The organism is Burkholderia sp. B21-005 (genome assembly GCF_020843965.1).
Lineage (GTDB): Bacteria > Pseudomonadota > Gammaproteobacteria > Burkholderiales > Burkholderiaceae > Burkholderia > Burkholderia ambifaria.
This window is the reverse complement of sequence record NZ_CP086302.1, coordinates 1,632,375-1,658,118: the sequence shown is the minus strand read 5'-3', so window position 1 is coordinate 1,658,118 and position 25,744 is coordinate 1,632,375. Positions and strand designations below refer to the sequence as shown.

General features: G+C 67.6%; 28 protein-coding genes and 1 riboswitch. Of the genes, 16 read left to right on the top strand and 12 right to left on the bottom strand.

Going from position 1 to position 25,744, the window contains the following annotated elements:
• The first annotated feature begins 189 nt into the window (after window positions 1–189).
• The 4 genes from LMA02_RS23730 to LMA02_RS23715 all read left to right on the top strand — a co-directional run bounded on the left by LMA02_RS23730 (window position 190) and on the right by LMA02_RS23715 (window position 3,767).
• On the top strand, window positions 190–834 hold the full coding sequence (locus LMA02_RS23730; protein ID WP_228907718.1) for a DUF1326 domain-containing protein: 645 nt from the start codon (window positions 190–192) through the stop codon (window positions 832–834).
• On the top strand, window positions 831–1,622 hold the full coding sequence (locus LMA02_RS23725; protein ID WP_228907717.1) for a DUF2182 domain-containing protein: 792 nt from the start codon (window positions 831–833) through the stop codon (window positions 1,620–1,622). Before LMA02_RS23730 ends, LMA02_RS23725 begins: the two co-directional genes overlap by 4 nt.
• A 40-nt stretch (window positions 1,623–1,662) precedes the next feature.
• Complete coding sequence (locus LMA02_RS23720) at window positions 1,663–2,010, top strand: copper-binding protein (RefSeq protein WP_228907716.1); 348 nt, start codon at window positions 1,663–1,665, stop codon at window positions 2,008–2,010.
• Between the two features lie 410 nt (window positions 2,011–2,420).
• The gene (locus LMA02_RS23715) at window positions 2,421–3,767 is read left to right on the top strand and encodes a collagen-like triple helix repeat-containing protein (protein ID WP_228909997.1); all 1,347 of its coding nucleotides are present in this window, start codon (window positions 2,421–2,423) and stop codon (window positions 3,765–3,767) included.
• Between the two features lie 95 nt (window positions 3,768–3,862).
• Here LMA02_RS23715 and LMA02_RS23710 read toward each other — a convergent pair whose 3' ends face one another.
• On the bottom strand, window positions 3,863–4,273 hold the full coding sequence (locus LMA02_RS23710; RefSeq protein ID WP_228907715.1) for a VOC family protein: 411 nt from the start codon (window positions 4,271–4,273) through the stop codon (window positions 3,863–3,865).
• Window positions 4,274–4,336: 63 nt separating this feature from the next.
• The gene (locus tag LMA02_RS23705; RefSeq protein ID WP_228907714.1) at window positions 4,337–4,798 is read right to left on the bottom strand and encodes an Lrp/AsnC family transcriptional regulator; all 462 of its coding nucleotides are present in this window, start codon (window positions 4,796–4,798) and stop codon (window positions 4,337–4,339) included.
• A 114-nt stretch (window positions 4,799–4,912) separates the two neighbouring features.
• On the opposite strand from LMA02_RS23705, the gene LMA02_RS23700 reads away from it, so the two are divergent.
• Complete coding sequence (locus LMA02_RS23700) at window positions 4,913–5,551, top strand: LysE family translocator (RefSeq protein WP_228907713.1); 639 nt, start codon at window positions 4,913–4,915, stop codon at window positions 5,549–5,551.
• A 116-nt stretch (window positions 5,552–5,667) separates the two neighbouring features.
• Here LMA02_RS23700 and LMA02_RS23695 read toward each other — a convergent pair whose 3' ends face one another.
• The 3 genes from LMA02_RS23695 to LMA02_RS23690 form a co-directional block, all read right to left on the bottom strand.
• Window positions 5,668–7,596 (bottom strand): TonB-dependent receptor domain-containing protein, encoded by a 1,929-nt coding sequence (locus LMA02_RS23695; protein ID WP_228907712.1) that lies wholly within the window; start codon window positions 7,594–7,596, stop codon window positions 5,668–5,670.
• Window positions 7,593–7,715: a hypothetical protein gene (locus LMA02_RS35315; protein WP_267478978.1), complete on the bottom strand. Its 123-nt coding sequence runs from the start codon at window positions 7,713–7,715 to the stop codon at window positions 7,593–7,595. The genes LMA02_RS23695 and LMA02_RS35315 overlap by 4 nt, the downstream gene beginning before the upstream one ends.
• Window positions 7,716–7,805: 90 nt before the next feature.
• A riboswitch (cobalamin riboswitch) is annotated at window positions 7,806–7,999 on the bottom strand.
• Window positions 8,000–8,110: 111 nt separating this feature from the next.
• On the bottom strand, window positions 8,111–9,151 hold the full coding sequence (locus LMA02_RS23690) for a helix-turn-helix domain-containing protein (RefSeq protein WP_228907711.1): 1,041 nt from the start codon (window positions 9,149–9,151) through the stop codon (window positions 8,111–8,113).
• A gap of 169 nt (window positions 9,152–9,320) precedes the next feature.
• Here LMA02_RS23690 and LMA02_RS23685 point away from each other — a divergent pair, with 169 nt between their 5' ends.
• From LMA02_RS23685 to LMA02_RS23665, 5 genes are read left to right on the top strand one after another with little or no spacing between them, the layout of a single operon-like run.
• Window positions 9,321–9,665 (top strand): hypothetical protein, encoded by a 345-nt coding sequence (locus LMA02_RS23685; protein ID WP_228907710.1) that lies wholly within the window; start codon window positions 9,321–9,323, stop codon window positions 9,663–9,665.
• Window positions 9,655–10,287, top strand: coding sequence for a Dabb family protein (locus LMA02_RS23680; RefSeq protein WP_228907709.1), 633 nt, complete (start codon window positions 9,655–9,657; stop codon window positions 10,285–10,287). Before LMA02_RS23685 ends, LMA02_RS23680 begins: the two co-directional genes overlap by 11 nt.
• Before the next feature lie 56 nt (window positions 10,288–10,343).
• Window positions 10,344–11,336 carry an NADP-dependent oxidoreductase gene (locus LMA02_RS23675; protein WP_228907708.1) on the top strand — a complete coding sequence of 331 codons (993 nt, stop codon included), beginning with the start codon at window positions 10,344–10,346 and terminating at the stop codon, window positions 11,334–11,336.
• Window positions 11,337–11,369: 33 nt separating this feature from the next.
• On the top strand, window positions 11,370–12,245 hold the full coding sequence (locus tag LMA02_RS23670) for an SDR family NAD(P)-dependent oxidoreductase (protein WP_228907707.1): 876 nt from the start codon (window positions 11,370–11,372) through the stop codon (window positions 12,243–12,245).
• A gap of 1 nt (window position 12,246) precedes the next feature.
• Window positions 12,247–13,071, top strand: a complete 825-nt coding sequence (locus LMA02_RS23665; protein ID WP_228907706.1) for an SDR family NAD(P)-dependent oxidoreductase — start codon at window positions 12,247–12,249, stop codon at window positions 13,069–13,071.
• Window positions 13,072–13,124: 53 nt separating this feature from the next.
• Here LMA02_RS23665 and LMA02_RS23660 read toward each other — a convergent pair whose 3' ends face one another.
• From LMA02_RS23660 to LMA02_RS23645, 4 genes are all read right to left on the bottom strand, one after another.
• The gene (locus LMA02_RS23660) at window positions 13,125–13,373 is read right to left on the bottom strand and encodes a hypothetical protein (protein WP_228907705.1); all 249 of its coding nucleotides are present in this window, start codon (window positions 13,371–13,373) and stop codon (window positions 13,125–13,127) included.
• Window positions 13,374–13,503: 130 nt separating this feature from the next.
• A complete protein-coding gene (locus LMA02_RS23655; RefSeq protein ID WP_228907704.1) occupies window positions 13,504–14,478 on the bottom strand; it encodes a threo-3-hydroxy-L-aspartate ammonia-lyase in 975 nt (324 codons plus the stop codon).
• 69 nt (window positions 14,479–14,547) lie between these two features.
• Entirely contained in the window at window positions 14,548–15,186 is a 639-nt protein-coding gene (locus tag LMA02_RS23650; RefSeq protein ID WP_105831096.1) for a helix-turn-helix transcriptional regulator, read from the bottom strand.
• Complete coding sequence (locus LMA02_RS23645) at window positions 15,183–15,704, bottom strand: YbaK/prolyl-tRNA synthetase associated domain-containing protein (RefSeq protein WP_228907703.1); 522 nt, start codon at window positions 15,702–15,704, stop codon at window positions 15,183–15,185. Before LMA02_RS23645 ends, LMA02_RS23650 begins: the two co-directional genes overlap by 4 nt.
• Before the next feature lie 385 nt (window positions 15,705–16,089).
• Here LMA02_RS23645 and LMA02_RS23640 point away from each other — a divergent pair, with 385 nt between their 5' ends.
• Window positions 16,090–17,676, top strand: a complete 1,587-nt coding sequence (locus LMA02_RS23640) for an isocitrate lyase (protein ID WP_228907702.1) — start codon at window positions 16,090–16,092, stop codon at window positions 17,674–17,676.
• Window positions 17,677–17,729: 53 nt separating this feature from the next.
• Here the strand turns inward: LMA02_RS23640 and LMA02_RS23635 are convergent, their stop codons facing one another.
• On the bottom strand, window positions 17,730–18,446 hold the full coding sequence (locus LMA02_RS23635) for an EthD domain-containing protein (RefSeq protein WP_228907701.1): 717 nt from the start codon (window positions 18,444–18,446) through the stop codon (window positions 17,730–17,732).
• 51 nt (window positions 18,447–18,497) lie between these two features.
• Complete coding sequence (locus LMA02_RS23630) at window positions 18,498–19,010, bottom strand: nuclear transport factor 2 family protein (RefSeq protein ID WP_228907700.1); 513 nt, start codon at window positions 19,008–19,010, stop codon at window positions 18,498–18,500.
• Between the two features lie 209 nt (window positions 19,011–19,219).
• On the opposite strand from LMA02_RS23630, the gene LMA02_RS23625 reads away from it, so the two are divergent.
• From LMA02_RS23625 to LMA02_RS23605, 5 genes are all read left to right on the top strand, one after another.
• Window positions 19,220–19,720 carry a nuclear transport factor 2 family protein gene (locus tag LMA02_RS23625; protein WP_228907699.1) on the top strand — a complete coding sequence of 167 codons (501 nt, stop codon included), beginning with the start codon at window positions 19,220–19,222 and terminating at the stop codon, window positions 19,718–19,720.
• Window positions 19,721–19,778: 58 nt separating this feature from the next.
• Window positions 19,779–20,645, top strand: coding sequence for an SDR family NAD(P)-dependent oxidoreductase (locus LMA02_RS23620; protein WP_228907698.1), 867 nt, complete (start codon window positions 19,779–19,781; stop codon window positions 20,643–20,645).
• Between the two features lie 9 nt (window positions 20,646–20,654).
• Window positions 20,655–21,410, top strand: coding sequence for an SDR family NAD(P)-dependent oxidoreductase (locus LMA02_RS23615; RefSeq protein ID WP_228907697.1), 756 nt, complete (start codon window positions 20,655–20,657; stop codon window positions 21,408–21,410).
• Window positions 21,411–21,528: 118 nt separating this feature from the next.
• Entirely contained in the window at window positions 21,529–22,305 is a 777-nt protein-coding gene (locus tag LMA02_RS23610; RefSeq protein WP_228907696.1) for a glucose 1-dehydrogenase, read from the top strand.
• A 527-nt stretch (window positions 22,306–22,832) separates the two neighbouring features.
• The gene (locus tag LMA02_RS23605; protein WP_228907695.1) at window positions 22,833–24,698 is read left to right on the top strand and encodes a phosphoenolpyruvate carboxykinase (GTP); all 1,866 of its coding nucleotides are present in this window, start codon (window positions 22,833–22,835) and stop codon (window positions 24,696–24,698) included.
• Window positions 24,699–24,817: 119 nt separating this feature from the next.
• Here LMA02_RS23605 and LMA02_RS23600 read toward each other — a convergent pair whose 3' ends face one another.
• Window positions 24,818–25,723, bottom strand: a complete 906-nt coding sequence (locus tag LMA02_RS23600; RefSeq protein ID WP_228907694.1) for an NAD-dependent epimerase/dehydratase family protein — start codon at window positions 25,721–25,723, stop codon at window positions 24,818–24,820.
• Window positions 25,724–25,744: the final 21 nt, after the last annotated feature.

Here is a 25,744-nt window from a genome sequence, read left to right as displayed (position 1 = left end):
CAGGGTCGTTGGCTTTTGTCCGACATGGCGCGAATGCGATCGATTGCACGTTGTTATTGCACGTGCCATTGCACGCCGCGCGGACGCTGTTTCAGCGACGATCGACGCGCCCCGTGCGTACTTTGCTTTCCCCCGTGGGGTGCACTAGATTCGAAACGTTACGTATCGCCGACCGCGCGAGGTGAAGCCATGACGCCGTGGGAGATTCAGGGAACCGAGCTGATTAACTGCAATTGCTCATACGGTTGCCCCTGCCAGTTCAATTCGCTGCCGACGCATGGCAATTGCGAAGCGATGGGTGCGATTTCGATCGACAGCGGTCACTACGGCGACGTGGTGCTCGATGGCGTGCGGATCGCGGTCGTGTTCCAGTGGCCGGGAGCGATTCACGAAGGCCACGGCCGCTGTCAGCCGATCGTCGACGCGCGCGCGAGCCCCGCGCAATGCGAGGCCGTGCTGAAGATCATGACCGGTCAGGATACCGATCCATTCGCGACGATGTTCTCCGTGTTCGCGTCGACGCTCGAGCAGGCGTTCGATCCGATCTTCGCGAAGATCGAGTTCGACGTCGATGTCGATGCGCGGCGTGGCCGGATCAGCGTCGAGGGCGTGTTCGACATCGTCGGCGAACCGATCCGCAATCCGGTGACGGGCGCCGAACATCGCGCACGGATCGACCTGCCGCACGGCTTCGAATACGAGCTGGCCGAGATCGGTTCGGGTACCGGCCGGTCGCGCGGCAACATCGAGCTGAATCTCGAGGGCAGCTACGCGCAGTTCGCACGGCTGCATCTGAACAATCACGGGCTGATCCGGCATCGCGTCACCGCATGATCCCCGTCGACGATGTTCTCGGGCGCGAGCGCGTCGTCACGCTGCTCGGCTTGACCGCGCTCGTCGGCGCGTGCTGGGCCTACCTGTGGACGGGAGCCGGCACCGGCATGTCGGCGCTGGACATGACGGCGGTCGCACTGTTCCCGCATCGGCTGGCCGACGACATGGGCGCGATGGACCCGTCGCTGGCGACCGTGATCCTGATGTGGTGGGTGATGATGATCGCGATGATGACGCCCGGCGCGGCACCGCTCGTGCTGCTGTACCGGCGCGTGCTGCGGCATCACGATCCGGCGGGCGCCGGATCGGCATTCACGTCGACGTTCCTGCTGGCCGGCTATCTGGCATCGTGGTTCGCGTTCTCGGTCGTCGCGGCCGTGCTGCAGATGCTGCTGCAGCCTGCCGGCCTGATCTCCGGGATGATGCTGTGGTCGAAGAGCGCCGGGCTCTCCGCGATCGTCCTCGCGCTGGCCGGCATCTACCAGTTTTCGCCGCTGAAGCAGGCTTGCTTGCGGCAATGCCGGTCGCCGGTCCGGTTCCTCACGACGTACTGGCGGCCGGGAATCACAGGCAGCTTCCTGCTTGGCGTGCGCCACGGTGCGTATTGCGTGGGCTGTTGCTGGCTGCTGATGGCGCTGCTGTTCGTCGGCGGCGTGATGAACGTCGTATGGATCGTCGCGTTGTCGCTGTTCGTGCTGGTCGAAAAGGTGCTGCCCGGCGGCGAGCGCATCGGTCGTGTGCTGGGTGTCGTGCTGATTGCGTGGGCGGTCGCGACGTTACTGGTGTAGCGGGGCGCATTCGTCATTCGCCGCAGCCGGGAGAATCCCGATGAAGATTCGATGCATCGCCATCGCCGTTCTTGGCGCGATGGCCGTCGTGGCCACGCCGGCGCGCGCGGCCGGAAGCATGTCAGGCATGAGCATGGGCGACATGAAGGTGGCCGCGCCGGATGCGGCGCTGACCGATGCCGAAGTGAGACGGATCGATGCCGCGCACGGCATGGTGACGCTGAAGCACGGCGCGCTCGAGAACGTCGGAATGGCGCCGATGACGATGGCGTTCAAGGCCGGCGACCCGGCGATGATCGATTCGCTGCACGTGGGCGACAAGGTCAAGGTCCGGATCGAGCGCGTGAACGGCACGCTCACGATCGTGACGCTCGTGAAACGGCCATGACGCACGTCGGGTGCGATCGGCGCCGAGGGCGACTGTGACGGATGGCTCGTCGTCGGCGCCTATACCCACTTTCACACTTCACCCAGGTGTTGGCCACCGGTTCGCTCATGGCCGATTCATCACCGGAATGACCGTCGGGCCCCGTGATATTCGCTTGGACGCCATTGCGGGTGTCGTCGCAGTTTCACGCCGATGCTACGTAACGTGCCCCTCGTGTTACGTGAACGTTCGGTGGCGATGCGAGGCGAATCGAACGGGCGGGTTTCAGCCCGCAAGCCGCACGTCCTGCGTGGGACGGCCTTCAGGAGGGCCCGATGCCCAGCGATCGTGGAATTGCGGCGAGGCCGATCATGGTGGCACGAGAGATGCTTGTCGAACGTATTGATCAGAAAAAACCGACGGGGGCATCCATGTATCGGCATTTCACCAGAACCGGCGTCGCGCTCGCCGCGATCGCCGCGACATGCACGCTGGCCGCGTGCGGCGGCGGCGACATCACCGCACCGACCGTGGCCGCTAATAACATCGGCACGAGTACGAGCGTGACCGGTGGGACTAGCGGGACTAACGGGACTAACGGGACTAACGGGACTAACGGGACTAACGGGACTAACGGGACTAACGGGACTAACGGGACCAGCGGGACCAGCGGGACCAGCGGGACCAGCGGCACTAACGGGACCAGCGGCACTAACGGGACCAGCGGGACTAGCGGAACTAGCGGAACTAGTGGAACTAGCGGAACTAGCGGAACCAGCGGAACCAGCGGAACTAGCGGAACTAGCGGAACCAGCGGAACCAGCGGAACCAGCGGAACCAGCGGAACCAGTGGCACAAGCGGAACCAGCAGCGGCACCAGCGGAACGACGAGCGGCGGTTGGGGCACCAGCGGCGCGCCCGGCACGAACGGCGTTGTCAGCACGGTCGGTCAGGTCGTGATCGACGCCGGCACCACGGTCGGCGACGTGACTCTGCCGGGCGTCGGCAAGAGCCTCACCGCGGGCCCGGGCGCGACGATCACCGGCGTGGGCTCGATCATCCGCGACACGGCGAACGCGGTGAGCGGTGGGATCAGCCAGATCGGCATCACGCCGGACCCGGTCGGCAGGACAGTCACCGGACTCGGCACCGTCGTCAGCTCGACGGGCAATCCCGTCCTGGGCCTGAGCGAGACGGTCAAGGCGCTCGGCGCGGGCCCGCTGTCGCCGCTCGCGCCGATCACGACGCCGGTCGGCGGCCTGCTCGACACGGTTGCCCACGGGCTGCAGTCGGCGGGCGCAACGGTCGGCTCGACCGTGTCGTCGGGGCCGGTTCAGCAGGCGACCCAGACGGCCGGGTCGGCGATCACGCCGCTCGTGACGACGGCCGGCAACCTCACCCAACAGGTCGGCACGGCGACCGGCCTCGGTCAGCCGGTCGCGGGCCTGCTCGGGCAGGTCGGCGGGGCGATCACGTCGGCCGGAACGAAGGTGTCGGCCGCCTCGTCACAGCCGGTCGTCGGCGATGTCGGGCAGCTCGTCCGGGCGGTCGGCAATACGGTGACCAACGCGGGCGGTCTCGTGAATCCGAACGGAGCAAACGGCGTCGCGCCGGTTGCAGGCCTGGTGACGAGTGTGGTCGGCGGGATACCGGCGACCGTGCACAACGGTCCCGGCACCGGTACGAGCGGCGGTGCGGCGTCGGGCGGCACGAGCAATCCGCTCGCGCCGGTCACGTCGCTCGTCGGCGGTTTGCTCGGCGGAGCCGTCGGCAGGTGACGGGGCCGTACTGATCGTCGGCGCACCCAACCGGCGTACTGAGCGCCCTCAACGCCATGGCGGCGCGAACGAATCGTCGGCCCGAACCGCGCGTGCTAATTCGGTCCGTCACCGGAATCGCGGTCGGGCTCGGCGAAGTTCAACTCGACGCCATTGCCTGCCGGGTCGGCGAAAAAGAGCTGGAGCTGGCTCGTGAGCGGCACGTACCTGCGCGAGTATCGAACCTGCGCCTCGGTGAGGCGCCGTTCCATGTCGGCGGCGTTTTCGCATGAAAACGCCATATGGTCGAACGTATTGACGACGTGCGATGGCCGCACCTCGCCAGGCCGCGCTTCCGACAGATGGAGGATTGCCTGTCCCCCTGCATAGAGCCAGTAGCCGGCGCTCTGGAACGCCGGACGATAGCCCGGCTCGAGGCCCACGACATTCACGTAGAAATCGCGCAGCGTATCGAGCGTCGCCCGATCCGCGCGCAGGTTGTAATGATTGAGTCCGATCACTGACATGGCAGGTTGTCCGGTTCGTGCAAGGTGCGCATGGCACAGGATCGCGCGGCGCGGGGCATCGTGTCACCCCCGACTGCCTTTGATCGCGGCAGCCGGACGCGCGAGCCCGCGCGCCGGCAGCGGCGTCGACATCACGATCGACGTGCGCGTTTCGCCGTACAGGTTGATGCGCTCGATCAGTTGCTCGAGGTGCGCCATGCTGACCGCGACGAACCGCATCACGTAGGAATCCGCGCCCGTCACGTGATGGCACTCGACCACTTCGGGAATCGTCTCCAGCAGCTTCAGGAATTTCGCCTTCGCCGGCTGCGGCACCGTGATGCCGATCAGCGCGCTCACCGGGTAGCCGGCCGCCGCGGGATTGACCCGCGCCGTGTAGCCGTCAATCACCCCGGCCGATTCGAGGCGCTTCACGCGCTCCGTCACCGCCGGCACCGACAGATGAACCTGGCGCGCCAGCTCCGTGTAGCTGATGCGGCCGTTGGCCTGCAGCAGCGCGAGTACCTTCCAGTCGAGTTCGTCCATCGCGGCGGAGTTTTTAAGGTGAAGTAGCCATTTTTCCTTAAAAACCGCCTTCAGCGGCGACCGGACTTTCCCTACGATGCGGTTGAAGCCACTGGATATCGCGAGGAGCAGGCCATGCTGTTCATCAAGTCCGTCGTGATGGGATTGTCGATCGCGGTGCCGGTCGGCCCGATAGGGATGCTGTGCATCCAGCGCAGCCTGAGCCGAGGCTTTCACGCGGGGTTCGCCACCGGCATCGGCGCCGCGTGCGCCGATGCGATCTACGGGCTGCTCGGCGCGCTGGGCGTCGCCGGCATCGTCACCGCGTTTCCGATGCTGACCGTCGCGCTGAAAATCGGCGGCGGCGCGTTCCTCGTGTGGCTGGCCTGGTCCATCGCGCGGCAGGCGCCGGCCGCATCCGCGGCGCAGCGCGACTTGCCGCGCACGACCGTGCTGCGCGATTTCCTGACGACGTTCGGCCTGACGCTGTCGAATCCGATGACGATCCTGTCGTTCGTCGGGATTTTCGCGGCGCTCGGCCCGCTGACAGGCGCGCATGACGACGCGCTGGGGCCGACCGTCGCGCTGATGGTCACCGGCGTGTTCGTCGGTTCCGCGACGTGGTGGCTATGCCTGAGCAGCGCGACCGCCGCGTTGCGCACGAAGATGCCACTGACGTTCATGCACGGGCTGTCGCGCGTGTCGGCCGTCGTGATCGCGGTGTTCGGCGCGATCCAGCTGATTGCGGGTGTACATGGCATCGTGTGGTCCTGACGCGAACCGCGGTGCGATCGAACGCGACGGCATTCGGCACCCGCGAACCTGTCCGCACCGGCGCCCGCGACCGCGCACGCCGATGCGCCGATGCACCGATGCGCCGAACGCCGCGATCAGAACGTATAGCTGACCTTGCCGAACGCGGTGCGGCCGAGCGTGTTGTAGCCGTACGCGGTCACGTACTGACGGTCGAACAGGTTCGACAGCGACGCCGACACCGTCAGGTGCGCATTGATCTTGTACGACGCGCGCAGGTTCACGGTCAGGTACGACGGCAGATACGTGGCGTTGGCCGGGTCGTCGAACGTCGTGCCGCCGTAGTTCAACGACGCGCCGGTGCTCAGTGCATGCAGGTGCAGTTCGTCCCACGTGTGGTCGATGTTCACGCTGACCGTCTGGCGCGGCCGGCGGTTGAGCCAGCTGTCGTTGGTTTCGTCCTGCGGATTCAGGATCCCCACCGCGATGCTCACCGGCGTCGTGCGGCCGATCGTGCCCTTGTACGACAGGTCGATGCCGCGGATATGCGCACGGCCGATGTTCATCGGCGAGAACGTCGCCGGGTTGTACGCGATCAGGTTGTTGACGCGCGTGTCGTAGATCGCGGCGCTGAACGTGCCGTACGCGGTGTTCGCGTCGAGCGCGGCTTCGACCGAATCGCTGCGCTCCGGATTCAGGTTCGGATTGCCGTAACCGGGGTAGTACAGGTCGTTGAACGTCGGCAGGCGGAACGCATTGCCATACGACACGCGCGCCGTATAGACCGGCGTGATGGCCCACGACAACGCGGCGTTGCCGGTGTTCACGGCTTTCCCCGCGATGATCTCGTGACGGCCCGCGACGAACATCGTCACGCTGCCGAGCGTCGCCGACTGATGCAGCGAGAACGCGGAATCGTTGCGCGTGGGCACGCCGTCCGGCACGTCGACCGGCAGGAACGCCTGCTCGCGCGTGAAGTCGTACGCGACCTTCGTCTCGCCCGACAGCGGCAGGTCGAACAGGTGGAAGCCGTGCGCCTGATGGGTCAGCGACGTCGACGAACTGATGCGCTGCGAGTCGATCCGGTCGGTCCGGATGGCCGGGTCGCTCGCATACAGGAACTGACGGTCGTTCGCATAACCGAACGACTGGTCGAACTGCGTGTCGGGCGTGATGTCGAGATGGAACGCGATGCCGGTCGTCAGCTGATGATCGAGCTCGCGGTTCGCAAAGCCGGCGTTGTCATAGGACAGGTCGGAGCGGTGATACAGCGCGAACGTCGAGATCGACCAGTTATCGCGCGCGTAGCCGAGGCGCGCATCGAGATCCTGCGCGTGATACGGATTGCGGCCGTCCTCGTGGTACGGCAACACGGGCCGCGTCGCGTCGATGCCGGCGGTATTGTACGAGTGCAGGCCGAGCGAGTAGGTGAGCCCGCCGAGCGCGGCCAGCGGCCCGGTCGACGGCACGGTGCCCGACGTGCGCAGCTGCGTGTCGAAGGTCTTGTTCGAGCCGCCGCCGAACGACACGGTCGTCCGGTTGGGCTGGCCGGCGGCGCGGCGCGTGAACAGCTGCACGACGCCGCCCATCGCGTTCGCGCCGAACGATGCGGCGGCCGGCCCCGAAATCACTTCGACGCGCTCGAACGCTTCGGTCGGCAGGTCGGCCCACGGCGCGATGCCGGTGGTTGGCGAGCCGATCCGGATCCCGTCGATGAACACCGCGACCTGGCTGGCCGACGAGCCGCGGATGCTGACCGACGCGGACGAGCCGGGGCCGCCGGTCTGCGAGACGGTCACGCCCGGCAGCATCGCGAGCGCCTGCGTGATGCTCGGCTCGCTCGGCGACAGCCGGTCGAGATCGGCGCGCGTGAGCACCTGCGTCGTCGCATAGCGCTGGTCGAACGATTCGGGTAGGTGCCGCGTGTCGGTCACGGCGATGGTCGGCAGTTCGGTGCCGTCCGCGGGCTGGCGCGGCTGCATGAGCGCCGTGTCGCCGGCAGCGTGGGCGATCGGGGAGAGCAGCGCAGTGGCGGCGGACGTGGCGAGAAGGTGGCGGAGGTTCATGAGGCGGCGAGCGTGAGCGTGTTGCAGGTACGGCGTGCGCGCGCAAAGACGCCGCGCATGACGGCGGCGCAGCGGCGCGACGCTTCCGGCGTGGAAGCGGATGCGGAAAGGTTGGACATCTGAAGGGTCCTGAGGTCGGGCCGTCCATGCAACGGGGCGACCGCCAAAGGCGGTGCTGGCGCATCGGGACACCCCGCCCGGTGCGGCTGCTTGGACCTCGGGTCGATGGCAGGTCTCCTGGCTCGCGGGTCGTCATTCGCGCCGGCCTTCCCGGTTTCCCAGTGGCGTGTGGTGGCGCGGATTCGCCGCTTACAGTTGCGGGGGCAGCCGCAGATTCGAGGCGTTGCCTCTCCTGCGTTCCCTTTTGATCCCGTTCCCGGGAACCATCAGCGCGCAAGCGTAATGGCGAGCGCTCCGGCGCGTCAATCGCCGGCGGCCGAGGGGATGCGAAAAAACGTCAGTGTTCGCCGAATGCTTTCGAAGTCCTTTCTTTTTTTGCGTATTCGAACCGCATTCACGTCTGATGAAACGAAACGTCGGCGGCGCTGCAATTGCGTCGGAACCGGCTCGGCGCGATGCCCGTCCATCGCACGAACGCCCGCCGGAACGCTTCCTCGCCGCTGAACCCGAGATGCGCGGCGATCCGCGCGACTGGCCAGTCGGACTCGCGCAGGCAGCGCCGCGCGACGTCGGCGAGACACTGCTCGCGCAACGCGTGGTAGCTGCTGCCTTCGGCGGCGAGCCGCCGCCGCAACGTCGCTTCGCTCACGCCGAGCCACGTCGCCAGCGCCGTAAGTGGTGGCAACGCCTGTTCGTGCGCGAGCGCCGCGTCGAGAAAGCCGCGCACCTGCTGCGCCCATGACACGACGGCCGGCGCCGCATCGATCAGACGAAACGGAAAATCCACGAGAAACGCGGCGAGTTCGCCCGGCTGCCGGATCACGCGGGCGTCGAGCCGCGCGGCGTCGAACGCGAAGCCGTAGGTTTTACGGCCGACGTCGACCGGCGCGTTGAACAGCCCGAGCAGCGGCATCGCATCGTCGCGGCGCGGATGGCCGAGCCACACTTCGTCCGGCCGCAGCGGCTGCCCGATCAGCCAGCCGAACAGCTGCAGATAGCAGAACAGCCCGGTCAGGTCGACGAGACACGCGGCCGAGCTGCGCGTGCGACGCAGCGAATCCATCCGGAACGTCGCGCGCGCGTCGCGCACCGCGAGCGACAGTGCGCCGGCGCGCGGCGTCAGCATCTCGCAGAATTCGGCTGCGCAGCGGATCGCGTCGGCGAGCGTCGCGCAACTGAGCAGGCAGCGGCACATCAGGTCGACTTCCTGCTTGCGCATCGGCGGATGGCCGTCGCCGCGCGCGACCTGCGCCTCGAGCCGCTCGATCGCGTCGCGGTACAGCGCGACGAAGCCGCCGGGCGTCGTCGTCAGCGCGGCCGCGGCAGGCGTGGGCCGTTGCGCCGGCGCTGCGCCGCTGCGCGTCAGTTCGTCGAGCAGGCGGGCGCCGAGGCCCGGCAGCACGCGGCTGCGTGCCGGCAATGCGCGCTGTTTCATGTGTCTCCCGATCTGAGCGTTGCGACAGGGGCCAGTGAGCGGGCCGGTAGGGGTTCGCCGCGCGTCGCCACGCAAGAATGCTATCCACGCCGGCCGCTTCCGGCCTCGCCGGAACGGCGTAGGCGGCCGTTGTCGCATTCCGCCACGAACCACCCGAGACGACCCGCGCATGATCCAGATCGTAGACGAAATCACCCTCGCGCCCGAGCGCATTCCCGACGTGCTGGCGCTAGTGCGCGACCGCTATTTGCCGGGCCACGCGGCGCGCGGACTGACGGCCGCCGGCCGCTGGGTGTCGCCGCCCGTCGCGGTGCCGGGGCAGCCGAGCACGCTGTGGCTGACGTGGCAAGTCGCCGATGCGCCGTCGTACTACCGGATGCGCGCGCTGACGGACGGCGACGTGGTCGCGTTCTGGACGGCTGTCGACGCGCTGTGCGACGCGCGCCGCCGCCATGTGATGACGGATGCCGATGCGCCGCTGCCCGTGCTGACGGAGGTCGACCATGCGGCATGACACGGCCCAGGTATGGATTGCGGCGACCGGCGATGCCGGTGCGATCGAACGTGCATTGCGCGACGCCGCGCATGCGCTGCCCGGCGCGACCCGCGTGGCGCTCGCACGCAATCTCGACGGCTGCTGGGGGGCGGGCGACTACACGCTCGACGTGCTGCGCGACGAACGGGCGACCGATCGAGCGATGGATTTGACCGCGCTGGCTCGCGTGCCGGGCGTCGTGCGGATCGACGGCGCCGCGTGCCGCGCGATCGGCGGCGGCCTGCGCGAGCCGGCGCTGCGCGATGGCGTATGGCGCACGCTGATGCTGCGGGTGCGGCCGCAGGCCGACGACGCGCGAGTGCGCGAGCTCGAGCGCGAGCTGCTGCGCATGCCCGCGTTCATGCCCGGCATTCGCAACTGGCGGCTGAGCCGGATCGTGACGCCGGGCGCGTGGACCCACGTCTGGCAACAGGAATTCGCGCAGGTCGGCGACCTGCTCGGCGAATACCTGCTGCATCCGTATCACTGGGGCTGGGTCGACCGCCGGTTCGACGCGGAAAGCCCCGACTGGACGGTCGATGCGATCTCGCACGCGTTCTGTCCGCTCGCGTCGAGCCTGCTGGCCGACACGGCGGCGTGACGCGCGGCGCGCACGCGACCCACCGCAATGCAAACGACAACACGGGAGACACCCCCATGCGAGCCTTGCTGATCGACCGCGTCGGCCATTCCGACGCGCTGCGACTGGCCGACGTTCCCGCACCGAAGCCGGGCCCCGGCGACGTGCTGATCCGCGTTGCGTACGCGGGCGTCAATCCCGCCGACTGGAAATGCCGCGAAGGCTATCTCGGCGCGTTCATGCAGATGACGTTTCCGTTCGTGATCGGTTTCGACGCGGCCGGTGTAGTCGAGTCGGTCGGCGACGGCGTCGAGGGTTTCGCGCCGGGGATGCGCGTGTTCGCGCAGACCGACGTCGGCGCGGGGCGCTGGGGCGCGTATGCGGAATACGTCGCCGTGCGTCACGATTCGGTCGTCCACCTGCCCGATGCGGTCGGCTTTGCGGCGGCGGCCGCCACGCCGACACCCGCGCTGGCTGCATGGGCCGGCCTGTTCGACGACGGCGGATTGCGTGCAGGGCAGAGCGTGCTCGTGCACGGCGGCGCGGGCGCGGTCGGCACCTTCGCGATCCAGTTGGCCGCCCAGGCGGGCGCACGGGTCGCCGCGACGTGCTCGGCGCGCAATCGCGCGAGCGTCGAATCGCTCGGTGCGGCTGTGAGCATCGACTATCGCGCGCAGGACATCGCGGCGGCCGTGCGGGCGTGGGCACCCGGCGGCGTCGATCTCGTGCTCGACGCGGTCGGCGGCGACACGCTGCCCGATGCGCTCGACCTGCTGGCGCCGGGCGGCACGCTCGTGACCATCATGACGCTCGCGGCCGGTGATGCCGAGCGGCTTGCCGTGACGGCGGCCGAAGCCGCGCGGCGCGGTCTGCGCACCGCGATGACATACAGCCGGATGCCGAGCGGCGCCACGCTCGCGTCGATCGCCGAACGGCTCGGCCGGCGCGCGTTGTGCGTGCCGCGCTTCGACAGTTTCCCGCTGGAACAGGCCGCACGCGCGCTCGACCTCGTTCAAACGGGCGACGCGAAAACCAAGTTCGTGCTGCATGTTGCGGATATCGCGGGCTGAACGGCACGCACCCACAATTCCATCGGAGACATCATGACCGACACCCGAACCGCGACGCTCGCGGGTAAATGCGCGCTCGTGACCGGCGCGAGCCGCGGCATCGGCCGCGCGATCGCGCAGCGCCTCGCGTCCGAAGGCGCGACCGTCGTCGTGACGGCGCGCAGCCTCACGCAATCGGCGACGACCGCCGGCACGCTCGCCGAAACGGTCGCGCTGATCGAACAGGCGGGCGGCCGCGCGATCGCACTCGCGGCCGACCTGTCGAACCCGACCGAGCGCGATGCGCTCGTCGGGCGCGCGGCACAGGCGGCCGGCGGCCTCGACATCCTCGTGAACAACGCGGGTGTGGCCGACTACGCGTGCGTCGACGCGATGCCGATGGCGATGTTCGACACGACGATCGAACACTATCTGCGCATCCCGTTCGCCCTGAGCCAGGCCGCGATCCCGCTGATGCGTGCACGCGGCGCCGGCTGGATCGTGAACGTCGGCTCGGTCACCGCGCTCGCGCCGCTGCGGCCGTTCGACGATTTCTCGCGCGCGGGCGGTGCGACCGTCTATGCGGCGGCCAAGGCCGCGCTGTCGCGCTTCACGCAGGGGCTCGCGGCCGAACTCGAAGCCGACGGCATCGCGGTGAACCTGGTCGCGCCGAGCACCGCGATCCGTACGCCGGGCGCGGCACGTTACATCCCGGAAGGCTATCCGACCGAGGACGTCGCCTATCTCGCGGAAACCGCGCTCGCGCTGTGCACGCTGCCGGCGCGCGAGCGCACGGGCCTCGTCACGCACAGCCTGCATTTCCCGCTGTCGCAGGGGCTCGCGGTGCGCTCGCTCGACGGTCGCACGCCGTTGCCGCCGCCCGTGATTCCCGCGTATGCGCATCCCTGCATCGACCCGACCGGACGCTGACATGACACATTCGATTCGCTTCGACGGCGGCACCGCCGTGATCACCGGCGCGGCCAGCGGCATCGGCAGCGGCCTCGCGCGCCACGCGGCCGCGCTCGGCATGCGCGTGGTGCTGGCCGACCTCGACCCGGCGAAGCTCGACGCATTCGCCGCCACGCTCGACACGGACGTGCTGTGCGTGCCGACCGACGTGAGCCGGCCGGAAGCCGTCGACGCGCTGGCCGATGCTGCATGGCAGCGCTTCGGCGGCGTCGACCTGCTGTTCAACAACGCGGGCGTGATGGCGACCGGCTTCAGCTGGGAAATCACGCCGGAACGGTTCGAGCGCAGTTTCGCGATCAACGTGCACGGCGTGATGAACGGGATTCGCAGCTTCGTGCCGCGCATGCTCGAACGCAACGTGCCGGCGCGCGTCGTCAACACCGCGTCGGTCGGCGGGTTCCTGCCGAGCCCGTTGATGTCGCCTTACTCGGCGACGAAATTCGCGGTGATCGCGCTGACCGAATCGCTGTACGGCGAGCTGAAGATGCTCGGCGCGCCGGTCGGCGTGTCGCTGCTCGCGCCTGGCCCGGTGCAGTCGGGCATCTTCAACGACCCGTTCGGCGCCACGCGCGACCGGCCCGAAGTGCAGGGCTTCGTCGATACGATGCGCGCGATGCTGAACGCGCACGGACTCACGCCCGACGCGTTCGCCGCGCGGGTGTTCGATGGCATTCGAGACGGGCGTTACTGGCTGATTCCGCAACCGGAGACGATCGACGGCGCGCTGCAGCGGCGCACCGCGGATATCCTCGCCGCACGCGATCCGTCGCTGCCGTCGTTGTGATGTCGTTGTGGTGTCGTGACAGGGGCCGGCCGTCCGACGCGGCCGGCTCACGTTTACATATGCGAGCCCGAGCGCGTGCGGCCGCTGGGATCGCCGCCGCGATCGGGCGGCGTATTGTTCTGATCGATCTTCGCGAGCACGAAGCCGGCGGGCGGCAGCGCGGCGGGCGAACGGTGGGTGGCCTGCGCGACGGGGCCTTGCGGCGACGTGGCGGGAGGACCGGATGACGTAACGCCCGGTTGAGCGAACGCCGAAAGGGATGCTGCCGCGAGGGCGGCGGCGACGATCGCGTGCATGTTCATGGTGACTCCTTCTTCACGACTGACTGCGGGATACCTGATCAGTCTAGGGCGCGAAACTTAACGCGCCGTGAAGGAGTGGCGGCACGCGGATGACAGGATGTTCATCCAGGTCATCCGCGCGCGCCGACGGTCATGCGGAGGCGGACACCAGCGCGCAGAAGTTCTCGAGATCGACGTTGCCGCCGCTGATCACGATGCCGACGCGCTTGCCCTTCAGTTCATCCTTCATCCGGCGCGCGGCCGCGAACGACAGGCAGCCGGTCGGCTCGACGACAATCTTCATACGGGTTGCGAAGAAGCGCATGCAGTCGACCAGCTCCGCGTCGGTCGCGGTCAGGATGTCGTCGACGTCGCGCCGCAGGATCGGAAACGTCAGGTTGCCGAGGTGCTGCGTCTGCGCGCCGTCGGCGATCGTGCGCGGCGTGTCGATATGGACGATCGAGCCGGACCGGAACGACTGCTGGCCGTCGTTGCCGGCTTCCGGCTCGACGCCGTACAGCTTCGCGTGCGGCGACAGCGCGCGCGTCGCGAGCGCCGTGCCCGACAGCAGGCCGCCGCCGCCGAGCGGCGTGAACACCGCGTCGAGCGGCCCGACCTCGTCGAACAGTTCCTTGGCCGCCGTGCCCTGGCCTGCGATCACGTCCGCATGGTCGTACGGCGGGACCAGCGTGAGCCCGTGTTTGTCCGCCAGCGCGCGGCCGATCTGCTCGCGGTCCTCGGTATAGCGGTCGTAGGTCACGACGTTGCCGCCGTAGCCGCGCGTCGCGGCCATCTTCGCGGCCGGCGCGTCCTGCGGCATCACGATCGTCGCCGGAATGCCGAGGATGCGTGCCGACAGCGCGATCGCCTGCGCATGATTGCCCGACGAGAACGCGACGACGCCGTTGCGGCGCTGCGTCGCGTCGAAGCGCGACAGCGCGTTGAACGCACCGCGGAACTTGAATGCGCCCATGCGCTGCAGGTTCTCGCACTTGAAGAACACCTGCGCGCCGAGCGCTTCGTCGATCGTGCGCGACGTCATCACGGGCGTGCGGTGCGCGTGGCCTTCGAGCCGTGCCGCGGCGGCCGCGACGTCGTCGTAGGTGGGGAGGGTCGGAGTGTTCATGAGTCGCTCGTCGGAAGATCGGTCAATTGGTCAGCAGAGCGCGCGCCGGACGCGCCTGCGCATCACGCATCATTTCGCATCGTTGTAGACGGTGGCGCGCGACACGCCGAGGTGCTGCGACACGATTTCCATCGCGCGGCGCACCTCGAGGAAGCCGTCCGCCTTCAGCGTCTGCATCAGCTCGCGGCGCTGGTCGGTCTTCAGCTCGCGCGGCGTGGTCGCCAGGCGCGTCGCGAACGCATCGATGCGCTGCCGGATCGCGTCCGCGCCGGCCGGGTCGAGCGTGTCGGCGACGGGTTCGCCTTCGGTGCTGCAGAACTGGTTCAGCATGCCCTGGAAGCCGCGGAACAGCGTAACGTCCGCGTTCAGGCACAGCGCGGCCACGTAGCGGCCGCTTGAATCCTTGATGCCGATCGACGTGCTTTTCGCGGTGCGGCCGTCGGCGAAGCGGTTCGCGTAGTTCGCAAGCACCTGCGGGTAGTCGTCGTCCTCGATGCGGGCGAGCCCGAGCTCGGTCGCCGGATCGCCGACCGCGCGGCCCGACAGGTTGTTGTGGATCGCGAGGATCGCGTGTTCCGGCGTGCGCAGGTCGTGCACGACGACCTCGGTGAACGGCGCGAACATCGCGCCGAGCCCTTCGGCGATACGCAGCACCTGCTCGATCAGCGATGCCTGCTCCAGTTGCGGTCGGGGGCGTGGCGTGGTCATGCGTTGGCCTGCAGCGCGGGCGCGTTGGCGGCTTCCGGCCGCGTGATGTCGGCGAGCAGCGGGCTGGCGATCCGCACGTAGTCGGACGCGTCGAGCACGACCGAGCGGTCGAGGCGGCCCGCGTTGAACGCGATTTCGTCGTTGAGTTCGATCAGCGCCGGGTCGACGACGAGCGTCACGTTCGCGTCGAACACGAACGGCGGCACGGCGCCCATCACGCAGCGCGTGACCGTGGCCGCGAGTTCGGGCGGCGCGAGCGTCGCCTTGCGGCGGCCGAGCGCATCGGCGACCTTGCGGAAATCGATCTTCAGGTGACCGGGGATCACCGCGAGGGCGGTGGCGTCGCCGCCGTCCTTGAACGTGCAGAGCATCGCCTTCGCGCCCTGTTCGGGACGCGTGCCGCGAATCGCGGCGATCACGTCGGATTTGCCTTCGGCCGGGTGATCCAGCACGCGGAACCGCGCGCCGGAGGTCGTCAGCAGCTCGCACAGCGCGTCGAAAACGGGGTAGTCGCTCATGTCGTTCCGGGCAGGAGGGGCGCGTTCGGCGCCGTCGATGAATTGTCCAAGTATAGACGTTTTGTCATGCGCGTGGCAAAAGCCCGGAGCATGGATCGCCATATCGGTCATCGCACCAACTGCCGAAAGATCGTTTCATATCGCGGAAAGCCCGTCGAATTTCCGGCGCGTGGCCGTCCCGCCGCTTGAAAACTTGTTTTGCATCGCAAAAACGCGCGCTTATCTCATTGAATAACAAGCGAAATTTATATCTTATGTCTTATATAAGACTTCGTTGAATGCGAACCGGTCGGCGTTACTATTAAGTCCATGCAGTTCGCTTCGTCACACGGAGCGGGCACGCTGAACCCTTTACTCAAATGCGCTTCGTTCCCAGGAGATAGACATGTCCCAATATCAAGACGACATCAAGGCAGTGGCTGGTTTGAAGGAAAAGCAAGGCAGCGCGTGGGATGCCATCAATCCGGAATCGGCTGCCCGCATGCGTGCCCAGAACAAGTTCAAGACGGGCCTGGACATCGCCCGCTACACCGCGAAGATCATGCGCGCCGACATGGCCGCGTACGATGCGGACCCGACCCAGTACACGCAGTCGCTGGGTTGCTGGCACGGCTTCATCGGCCAGCAGAAGATGATCTCCATCAAGAAGCACTTCAACAGCACCGAACGCCGTTACCTGTACCTGTCGGGCTGGATGGTCGCCGCGCTGCGTTCGGAGTTCGGCCCGCTGCCGGACCAGTCGATGCACGAAAAGACCTCGGTCAGCGCGCTGATCCGCGAGCTGTACACGTTCCTGCGCCAGGCCGACGCCCGTGAGCTGGGCGGCCTGTTCCGCGAGCTGGATGCGGCCAAGGACGCGGCTGCCAAGGCCGCGATCCAGGAAAAGATCGACAACCACGTGACGCACGTCGTGCCGATCATCGCCGACATCGACGCGGGTTTCGGCAATGCCGAAGCAACGTACCTGCTGGCCAAGCAGTTCATCGAAGCGGGCGCGTGCTGCATCCAGATCGAGAACCAGGTGTCCGACGAAAAGCAGTGCGGCCACCAGGACGGCAAGGTCACGGTGCCGCACGAGGACTTCCTCGCGAAGATCCGCGCGATCCGCTACGCGTTCCTGGAACTGGGCGTGGACGACGGCATCATCGTCGCCCGTACCGACTCGCTCGGCGCCGGCCTGACCAAGCAGATCGCCGTGACCAACACGCCGGGCGACCTGGGCGACCAGTACAACGCGTTCCTCGACTGCGAAGAGCTGTCGGCCGACCAGCTCGGCAACGGTGACGTCGTGATCAAGCGCGACGGCAAGCTGCTGCGTCCGAAGCGCCTGCCGAGCAACCTGTTCCAGTTCCGCTCGGGCACGGGCGAAGCGCGTTGCGTGCTGGATTGCATCACGTCGCTGCAGAACGGCGCCGACCTGCTGTGGATCGAAACCGAAAAGCCGCACATCGCGCAGATCGGCGGCATGGTCAGCGAAATCCGCAAGGTGATCCCGAATGCGAAGCTGGTGTACAACAACAGCCCGTCGTTCAACTGGACGCTGAACTTCCGTCAGCAGGTGTATGACGCGATGAAGGCAGCGGGCAAGGATGTGTCGGCATACGACCGCGCGCAGCTGATGAGCGTCGAGTACGACCAGACCGAACTGGCCGCGCTCGCCGACGAGAAGATCCGCACGTTCCAGGCCGATGCGTCGCGTGAAGCAGGCATCTTCCACCACCTGATCACGCTGCCGACGTACCACACGGCTGCGCTGTCGACCGACAACCTCGCGAAGGAATACTTCGGCGACCAGGGCATGCTCGGTTACGTGGCCGGCGTGCAGCGCAAGGAAATCCGCCAGGGCATCGCGTGCGTCAAGCACCAGAACATGTCCGGCTCGGATATCGGCGACGACCACAAGGAATACTTCAGCGGCGAAGCAGCGCTGAAGGCAGCGGGCAAGGACAACACGATGAACCAGTTCTCGTAATCGTCATACCCGCGGCACGACGCCAACCCGTTTAGCGCGGGTTGGCGTTTTTTTTATCCGCGTACCGCCTTCACGACGTACTGGCTCGTCGGCACCACGTCGATCTTGTCGAAATCGATGAAGCGTCCGCAGCTGTCCATCATCTGGGCGACGTTGCGCTGGAACTTCTCCTCGTCGCCGACCGCATCGAAGAACGCATACGGATCGGTCATCGCCGCGGCCGGGAAGCATTCCTCGACGATCGCGTCGTAGCCGGGCGCCGCATGCGTGAGCGCGCGCACGACCACGTTCTGCACGTACAGGAAGTTGTCCTGCGTATCGATCGCGACGCGCGTGTGATGGCCGTGCCACACGTCGAGCCACGCTTCGTGCGTGAGGCGCGGCGGGCGCTTCAGGAACGCGAGCTGCGAGAAGCCGCTCGTGCGCTCGCCGGGCCGCGCCGGAAAGCGCGTGTTCGGAATCGGTTGCGACTCGGTGACGAGATACGCGGCCATGTGCGGGACGACCGTGCGCACCGCGTCGTCGAACGGCTGGCGGAACATCGGGTTCGCGCTGTCGACCCATACCGCGACGATCCCGTCGATGCCCGGATGCGTGTTGGTCTGCTTCAAGCCGACGGCCGGCGCGACATCGGCGTCGGCGACGTTCACCTGCACGCCGTGCGCGCTGAGCGACAGCAGCTTGTCGGCGAGTTGCGTGCGCACGCTGCGGCTCCATGGCTCGGGCGCGGCCTGCGCATCGCGCCACAACACGTAAATGACTTTCTCCATTGCTTCGGCTCCAGGGGGGAATGACGGAATCGGCGGCGCTGCCGCCGCGTTTCAGGACGCGCTGACGGCCGCACCGGCCGCATCGTGTGCGCCCGGTGCGAAGCGGTTCGCGGTGAGCGTGAACGACGGCGGGATCGGTGACGTGACGGTTTCGAACAGCCGCTCGTGGCGCGTCGCGTGGATGCGCCACACGCCGTCGCGTTTCACGTACTGGTCGTCGTAGAACGCGGTGCCGTGCAGCAGGTAGTCATCCTCGAGATTGATCGCGTGATCCTCGAGAAACCACACGCCGCACGCGTGATCGGGCGACACCAGCGTGAGCTCGGGGTGATGGCCGTGATGCATCGTCAGGAAGGTCGGCTTGCCGATCAGCTCGCGCAGGCTCGACACGAACGCGTCGCGGCCGTCGTACGCATAGCGGCCACCGTACAGCCGCGCTTCGCAATCCTCGGTCAGGCATTGCGCGAGCAGCGACCAGTCGTGCGTGTCGACCGCGCGGAAATACCGGTACTTCAGCTGGCGGATCTGCTCGTATTCGTAGAGCGTGCGGGTCGTCTCGTCCATCGCCGTATCTCGTGGTGGTGTCGTCCGATGGTAGGAACGAAGCCGCCTGCGTCACATCGTCTGTTCGGACGAACGCCGCACCGGCCGCGTTCGCCGCCGCCGATACGGACTGCTGGTTTCATCCAAACAGGTGATGGCCGGCCTCTCGTGCGCCTGTAACGTGGCGTCGACGCGGCTTCGATCCGCGCACACGAGACCAAGGAGACGGCATGACCCCGATCGAACGAATGGAAGTGCGCGTGCGCAGGCTCGAGGACGCCGACGCGATCCGCCGCCTGAAGGCGCGCTACTTCACGTGCTGCGATCGCAAGGATCCCGAAGGGATGCGCGACTGCTTCGCGCCCGGCACAGTGCAAATCGACTATGGCCGGATCGGCACGTTCGACCATCGCGACGCGCTCGTCGACGTGTTCGAACGGCTCGGCTGCCATCCGCACATCGTCGAGATGCACCACGGCGTGAATCCCGACATCACCGTGCTCGACGACACGCACGCGCGCGGCACGTGGGGCCTGCATTACCAGATGCTCGACACCCACGCGCGCACGCTCACGCAGCTCGGCGCGACCTACGACGACGAATACCGGAAGATCGACGGCGAATGGAAGATCGCGGCCACGCGCTGCGTCGTCACGTCGACGCTGTCCGCCCGCTATGACGGCGAGGCGCCGGGCGTGCTGTTCGCCGGCGCGCAACCGCCGGACGCGTGACGCGTGACGCCGCATATCGCCCACGCCGGTTGAGAACATTCCCCAGGAGACATCGAACATGACACAGAACCACGAGGCGCCGGTCGCCGTCGTGACGGGCGCGTCGCGCGGCGCGGGCAAGGGCATCGCACGCGCACTCGGCGCGGCCGGCATGACCGTCTACGTGACGGGCCGCTCGCAGAACGAAGGCGATGCGCCGCTGCCCGGCACGATCCACGAGACCGCGCGCGAGATCGACGCGCTCGGCGGCCGCGGAATCGCGGTTGCGTGCGACCACGCGGACGACGCCCAGGTGAAGGCGCTGTTCGAGCGCGTCGAACGTGAAAGCGGGCGGCTCGACATCCTCGTCAACAACGCGACCTATCTGCACGATCAACTGATCCTGCCGGGCCCGTTCTGGGAGAAGTCGCTCGACCTCGTGAACATCCTCGACGTGGGGCTGCGCTCCGCGTACGTCGCGAGCTGGCATGCCGCGCCGTTGATGGCGAAGCGGCGCAGCGGGTTGATCGCGTTCACGTCGTCGTTCGGCGCGAGCTGCTACATGCACGGCGCCGCGTACGGCGCGCAGAAATCCGGCGTCGACAAGTTCGCGAAGGACATGGCCGTCGACCTGAAGCCGTTCGACGTCGCGGCCGTGTCGATCTGGATGGGGCCGCTGCGCACCGAGCGCACCACACGCGTATGGGAAGAACATCCGAACCTGTACAAGGAATTTTCGCTCGTCGCCGAAAGCCCGGAATTCACCGGCCGCGTGATTCACGCGATCCACGCCGATCCGGAGCGCATGGCGTTGTCCGGGCAGGTGCTGGTCGGCGCGGAAGCCGCGTTGCAGTACGGTATCGCGGATCTCGACGGCAAGCAGCCGCCGTCGTATCGCGCGTTGCTCGGCGGCCCCGTGCAGGCTCACCCCGCGATCGTCGCTTAAGGAGCACGCATGGGCATCCTCGAAGGCAAGGTCGCGCTCGTGACGGGCGCGGGGCAGGGCGTCGGGCAAGGCGTGGCGCACGCGCTCGCGGCCGAAGGCGCACAGGTGGCCGTGGTCGGCCGCACGCGCGACAAGCTGGTCGCGACCTGCGACGCCATCCGCGCACGCGGCGGTGTCGCAGAGCCGTTCGTGTGCGACGTGATGGACGCCGCGCAGATCGCGCGGTGCGTCGATGCGGTCGTCGAGCGGTTCCGCGGCGTGCAGATCCTGATCAACAACGCGCAGGTCGTGCCGCTCGGCCGCCTGCTCGACGTGACCGACGCGGATTTCCTCGCGGGCCTCGAGTCGGGGCCGATCGCGACGCTGCGGATGATGCGCGCATGCCATCCGCATCTGACGGGTGACGGCGTGATCGTCAATTTCGCGTCGTCGGCCGCGGTGCGCTGGGACACGTCGGGTTACGGCGCCTACGCGGCGACCAAGGAAGCGATTCGCGCGCTTACGCGTGCGGCGGCATGCGAATGGGGTGCCGACGGCATCCGCGTGAACGCGGTCGCGCCGCATGCGTTGTCGCCGGGGCTGAAGGGCTGGGTCGACGCGAATCCGGAAGAAGCCGCCGCGTTCTTCCGCACGATCCCGCTGGGACGCGTCGGCGACTGCGAGCAGGACATCGGGCGCGCGATCGTGTTTCTCGCGAGCCGCGATGCCGCGTACCTGACGGGCGCGACGCTGCCGCTCGACGGCGGGCAGGCGTACTGGGGCTGACTGCGGGCGCGGGTCCCCGCGTCGCTGCATGGCCAATCATGGGCCGGCATGCAGGTGCGCGGGTGCGCGTCGCGGCCAGCAAACCGGACAAATCGGAATTCATCGAAGAGAGAACGACATGGGTCGACTGGAAGGGAAGGTAGCGATCGTCACGGGCGGCGCGCGCGGGATGGGCGCGGCGACATGCAGGCTGTTCGTCGAAGAGGGCGCGCGCGTCGTGATCGGCGACGTGCTGGACGCGGAAGGCGAGGCGCTCGCGCGCGAACTCGGCGACGCCGCGCGCTTCATGCGGCTCGACGTGGCCGACGAAGCGAACTGGGCGCGCATCGCCGACGCGACCGTCGAGCAGTTCGGCCGCATCGACGTGCTCGTCAACAACGCGGCGGTGCTGATGTTCGGCGCGATCACCGAGTTGTCGAAACGCGATTTCGAGCGTGCGGTGTCGATCAATCTGGTCGGCACGTTCGTCGGGATTCGTACGATCGCGCCGCGCATGATCGCGCAGCAGCGCGGCTCGATCGTCAACATTTCGTCGGTGGACGGCCTGCGCGGCGTGAACGCGCTGGCCGCTTACGTGTCGAGCAAATGGGGCGTGCGCGGGCTGACGAAGGTCGCGGCGCTGGAACTCGGCCACCAGGGCGTGCGCGTGAATTCGATCCATCCGGGCGGCGTGAACACGGCGATGTCGAACCCGACCGGCGCACCGCTCGACGAGATCAACAAGCACTACACGCACGTGCCGCTGCAACGCGTCGGTTTGCCTGACGAAATCGCGCGTGCGACGCTGTTCCTCGCGAGCGACGAAGCGTCGTACTGCAACGGCGCCGAGCTGGCCGTCGACGGCGGGATGGCGGCAGGCGCGTATTACCCCGGATTGCCGGGCGCGCCGCTTTGAGCGGTGGCGCACACAACGCGTTCTCGATGGATGTTTGTGTGCGCAACCTAATTCAGGGTTTGCCTGAGTAGCGAAAACGCCAATTCGGCCTCCGCCTGTTCGGGGGCACCGCATGCGAACGCGTCGCGCCGATTTTCCCGCCGTCGCGAAACCCTTGCCGGACGGACGTTTCCAGCCGTTTCGTCCCCAAAGCGCATGGGCCGGCCCAATAAAAGGGACCGGCCGGCAAGCCGCATGCCGGCGTGTCGTCACAATTGTTTCTTGTTGCAACGCAACGCCCGCCCAATAACGGCGATGGTATGCTGGCCGGCATGGAGTTGTACGGCAGGTTGCTTGCATGGCGAAACTCGCGTTCGCACGCTCATACGAGACATCACATTCTCTCGCCCGCATCGCGGCATCGACACGCGCTCCGCTCGCGCGTCCCGCCTTGCGCGTCGCATCCACCTGCGCTCCGATCGCATTCCCCCATCTGGCGGGCTCGCCCCGCATCCCCGATCCCCTTCCAATAGTCTGGAGACATTTCCATGTCGCATAACACCTTGGCCGAAGCGACGCACAGCCCGCTGATCGCTCCCCCGGCCTTCGTCAAGCATCGCAAACTGATCGAATGGGTGTCGCGCATCGCGGCGCTCACGGAGCCCGACCGCGTCGTGTGGTGCGACGGCTCGCAGGAAGAGAACGACGCGCTGTGCCAGGCGATGGTCGACCAGGGCACGCTCACGCGCCTGAACCCGGCGAAGCGCCCGAACTCGTATCTCGCGCAATCCGATCCATCCGACGTCGCGCGCGTCGAGGATCGCACGTTCATCTGCACGCCATCGCCCGACGACGTCGGCCCGACCAACAACTGGATCGCGCCGGAAGAAATGCGCGAGACGCTGAACGGTCTGTTCCGCGGCTCGATGCGCGGCCGCACGCTGTACGTCGTGCCGTTCTCGATGGGCCCGCTCGGCTCGCCGATCGCGCATATCGGCGTCGAGCTGTCCGACAGCCCGTACGTGGTCGTGAACATGCGGATCATGACGCGCATGGGCCGCGAGGTCTATGACGTGCTCGGCGAGGACGGCGATTTCGTGCCGTGCGTGCACAGCGTCGGCCATCCGCTGGACGCGGGTCAGAAGGACGTGCCGTGGCCGTGCAACCCGGTCAAGTACATCGTGCATTTCCCCGAGACGCGCGAGATCTGGAGCTTCGGTTCCGGCTACGGCGGCAACGCCTTGCTCGGCAAGAAATGCTTCGCGCTGCGCATCGCGTCGACGATGGGCCGCGACCAGGGCTGGCTCGCCGAACACATGCTGATCCTCGGCGTGACGTCGCCGGCCGGCAAGAAGTATCACGTCGCGGCGGCGTTCCCGTCCGCGTGCGGCAAGACCAACTTCGCGATGCTGATTCCGCCGCAGGGCTTCGACGGCTGGAAGGTCACGACGATCGGCGACGACATCGCGTGGCTGAAGCCGGGCCGCGACGGCCGCCTGTACGCGATCAACCCGGAAGCCGGCTTCTTTGGCGTGGCGCCCGGCACCGGCGTGAAGACCAATCCGAACGCGATCTCGACGCTGAAGGAAAACGTGATCTTCACGAATGTCGCGCTGACGGAAGACGGAGACGTGTGGTGGGAAGGCCTGACCGACACGCCGCCCGCGAAGCTGACCGACTGGCAAGGCAACCCGTGGACGCCGGAAATCGGCAAGGAAACGGGCCGCAAGGCCGCGCATCCGAACTCGCGCTTCACGGCGCCGGCATCGCAATGCCCGTCGATCGACGCGGACTGGGAGAATCCGGCCGGCGTGCCAATCGACGCGTTCATCTTCGGTGGCCGTCGCTCGACCACCGTGCCGCTCGTGACCGAAGCGCGCGATTGGGTCGAAGGCGTGTACATGGCCGCGACGATGGGCTCGGAGACGACCGCCGCGGCAGTCGGCGAGCAAGGCATCGTGCGCCGCGACCCGTTCGCGATGCTGCCGTTCTGCGGTTACAACGTGAGCGATTATTTCGCGCACTGGCTGAAGATCGGCAAGCAGCTCGAAGGCACGGGCGCGAAGCTGCCGAAGATCTACTGCGTGAACTGGTTCCGCAAGGACGCGAACGGCAAGTTCGTGTGGCCGGGCTTCGGCGAGAACATGCGCGTGCTGAAGTGGATGCTCGATCGCCTCGAAGGCAACGGCGGTGGCGGCGAACATGCGTTCGGCGTGTCGCCGGCCTATGACGACCTGCACTGGGACGGGCTCGACTTCACGCGCGAGCAGTTCGAGGCGGTGACGTCGATGCACGCCGACGAATGGCGCGAGGAGCTGAAGCTGCATGCGGCGCTGTTCGACACGCTGAAGCTGCGCCTGCCGACCGAGCTGACCGACACGATGAAGAAGATCGAACAGCGCATCGGCGGCTGACGCGCCGCATCGACAACGACGTAGCGGCATCGACGTCCCGCCGCCGGCATCCGTCGCCGGCGGCGGGACGTCGTCGTTTGCGCCGCGTTTTCAGCTTGGCGTGTACGTTAAACGTGCGCTTACGCGCCGCACTGCGCGACCACTTCGTCGACCGCGCGCTGCACGTCACCGCGCCGGTAGCGCAGCAGCGCGATATCGGCCGGATCGGGCTCATACGATACGACGTTGCCGCGGCCCGTATAGATCGCGATGTCCGGCAACAGCGGATGCTCCTGGTCGAGCGACGGTACCGTCTGCGGATTGCCGGCCGCGCGGAAGAAGGCCGCGAAGTAGTCGGCGAAGCTCAGGTTCTCGTCGCCGACGAGATACGCCTTGCCGGATTCGCCGCGCTGCAGCGCGCCCCAGATCGCTTCCGACAGCGATTGCGTCGAGATGAAGTTGCTGCCGCCGGCCGGCCCGTACACCGGCAGCCCGGCGAGCTTGCCCTGCGCGTAGCCCGTGTACGCAGCGAACATCTCGTTGCGCAGCCCCGGCACCGCCCCGACGACGAACGGCGCATTGACGCTGCACACCGCGAACGACGGCGACGCGAGCGCGCGCACGCGTTCGTCGGCGAGATGGCGCGAGCGTACGTACGGCACGGTGTCGACGAGCGCCGGCGCGACCTGCGGATAGAAGCTGCCGACCAGCACCGCGCGCTTCACGCCCGCGTCGCGCGCGAGCGCGAAGAAGCGCGGCACCGCGTCGACGTTCGCGCGTTCCCAGTGCGCCGCTTCGTCTGTGCCGGGCGGCAGGTGGCGAATGTCGTTGCCGGCCGCGAACACGATCGCGTCGAACGGCGCGAGATCGTCGCGCGTGAAGTTGCCGGCAACGTAGTCGCGCAGCAGCACGTCGAACTGCGCGAGCGCGGTGCCGTGCGCCGGCGGCTTGCGCGCGGCGAGTGTCACGTCGTTGCCTTGTGCGCGCAGATGCAGCGCGGTGTGGCCGCCGATGAGGCCGGTACCGCCGATGATCAGGACTTTCATGATGTCTCCCGCAGCGGCACG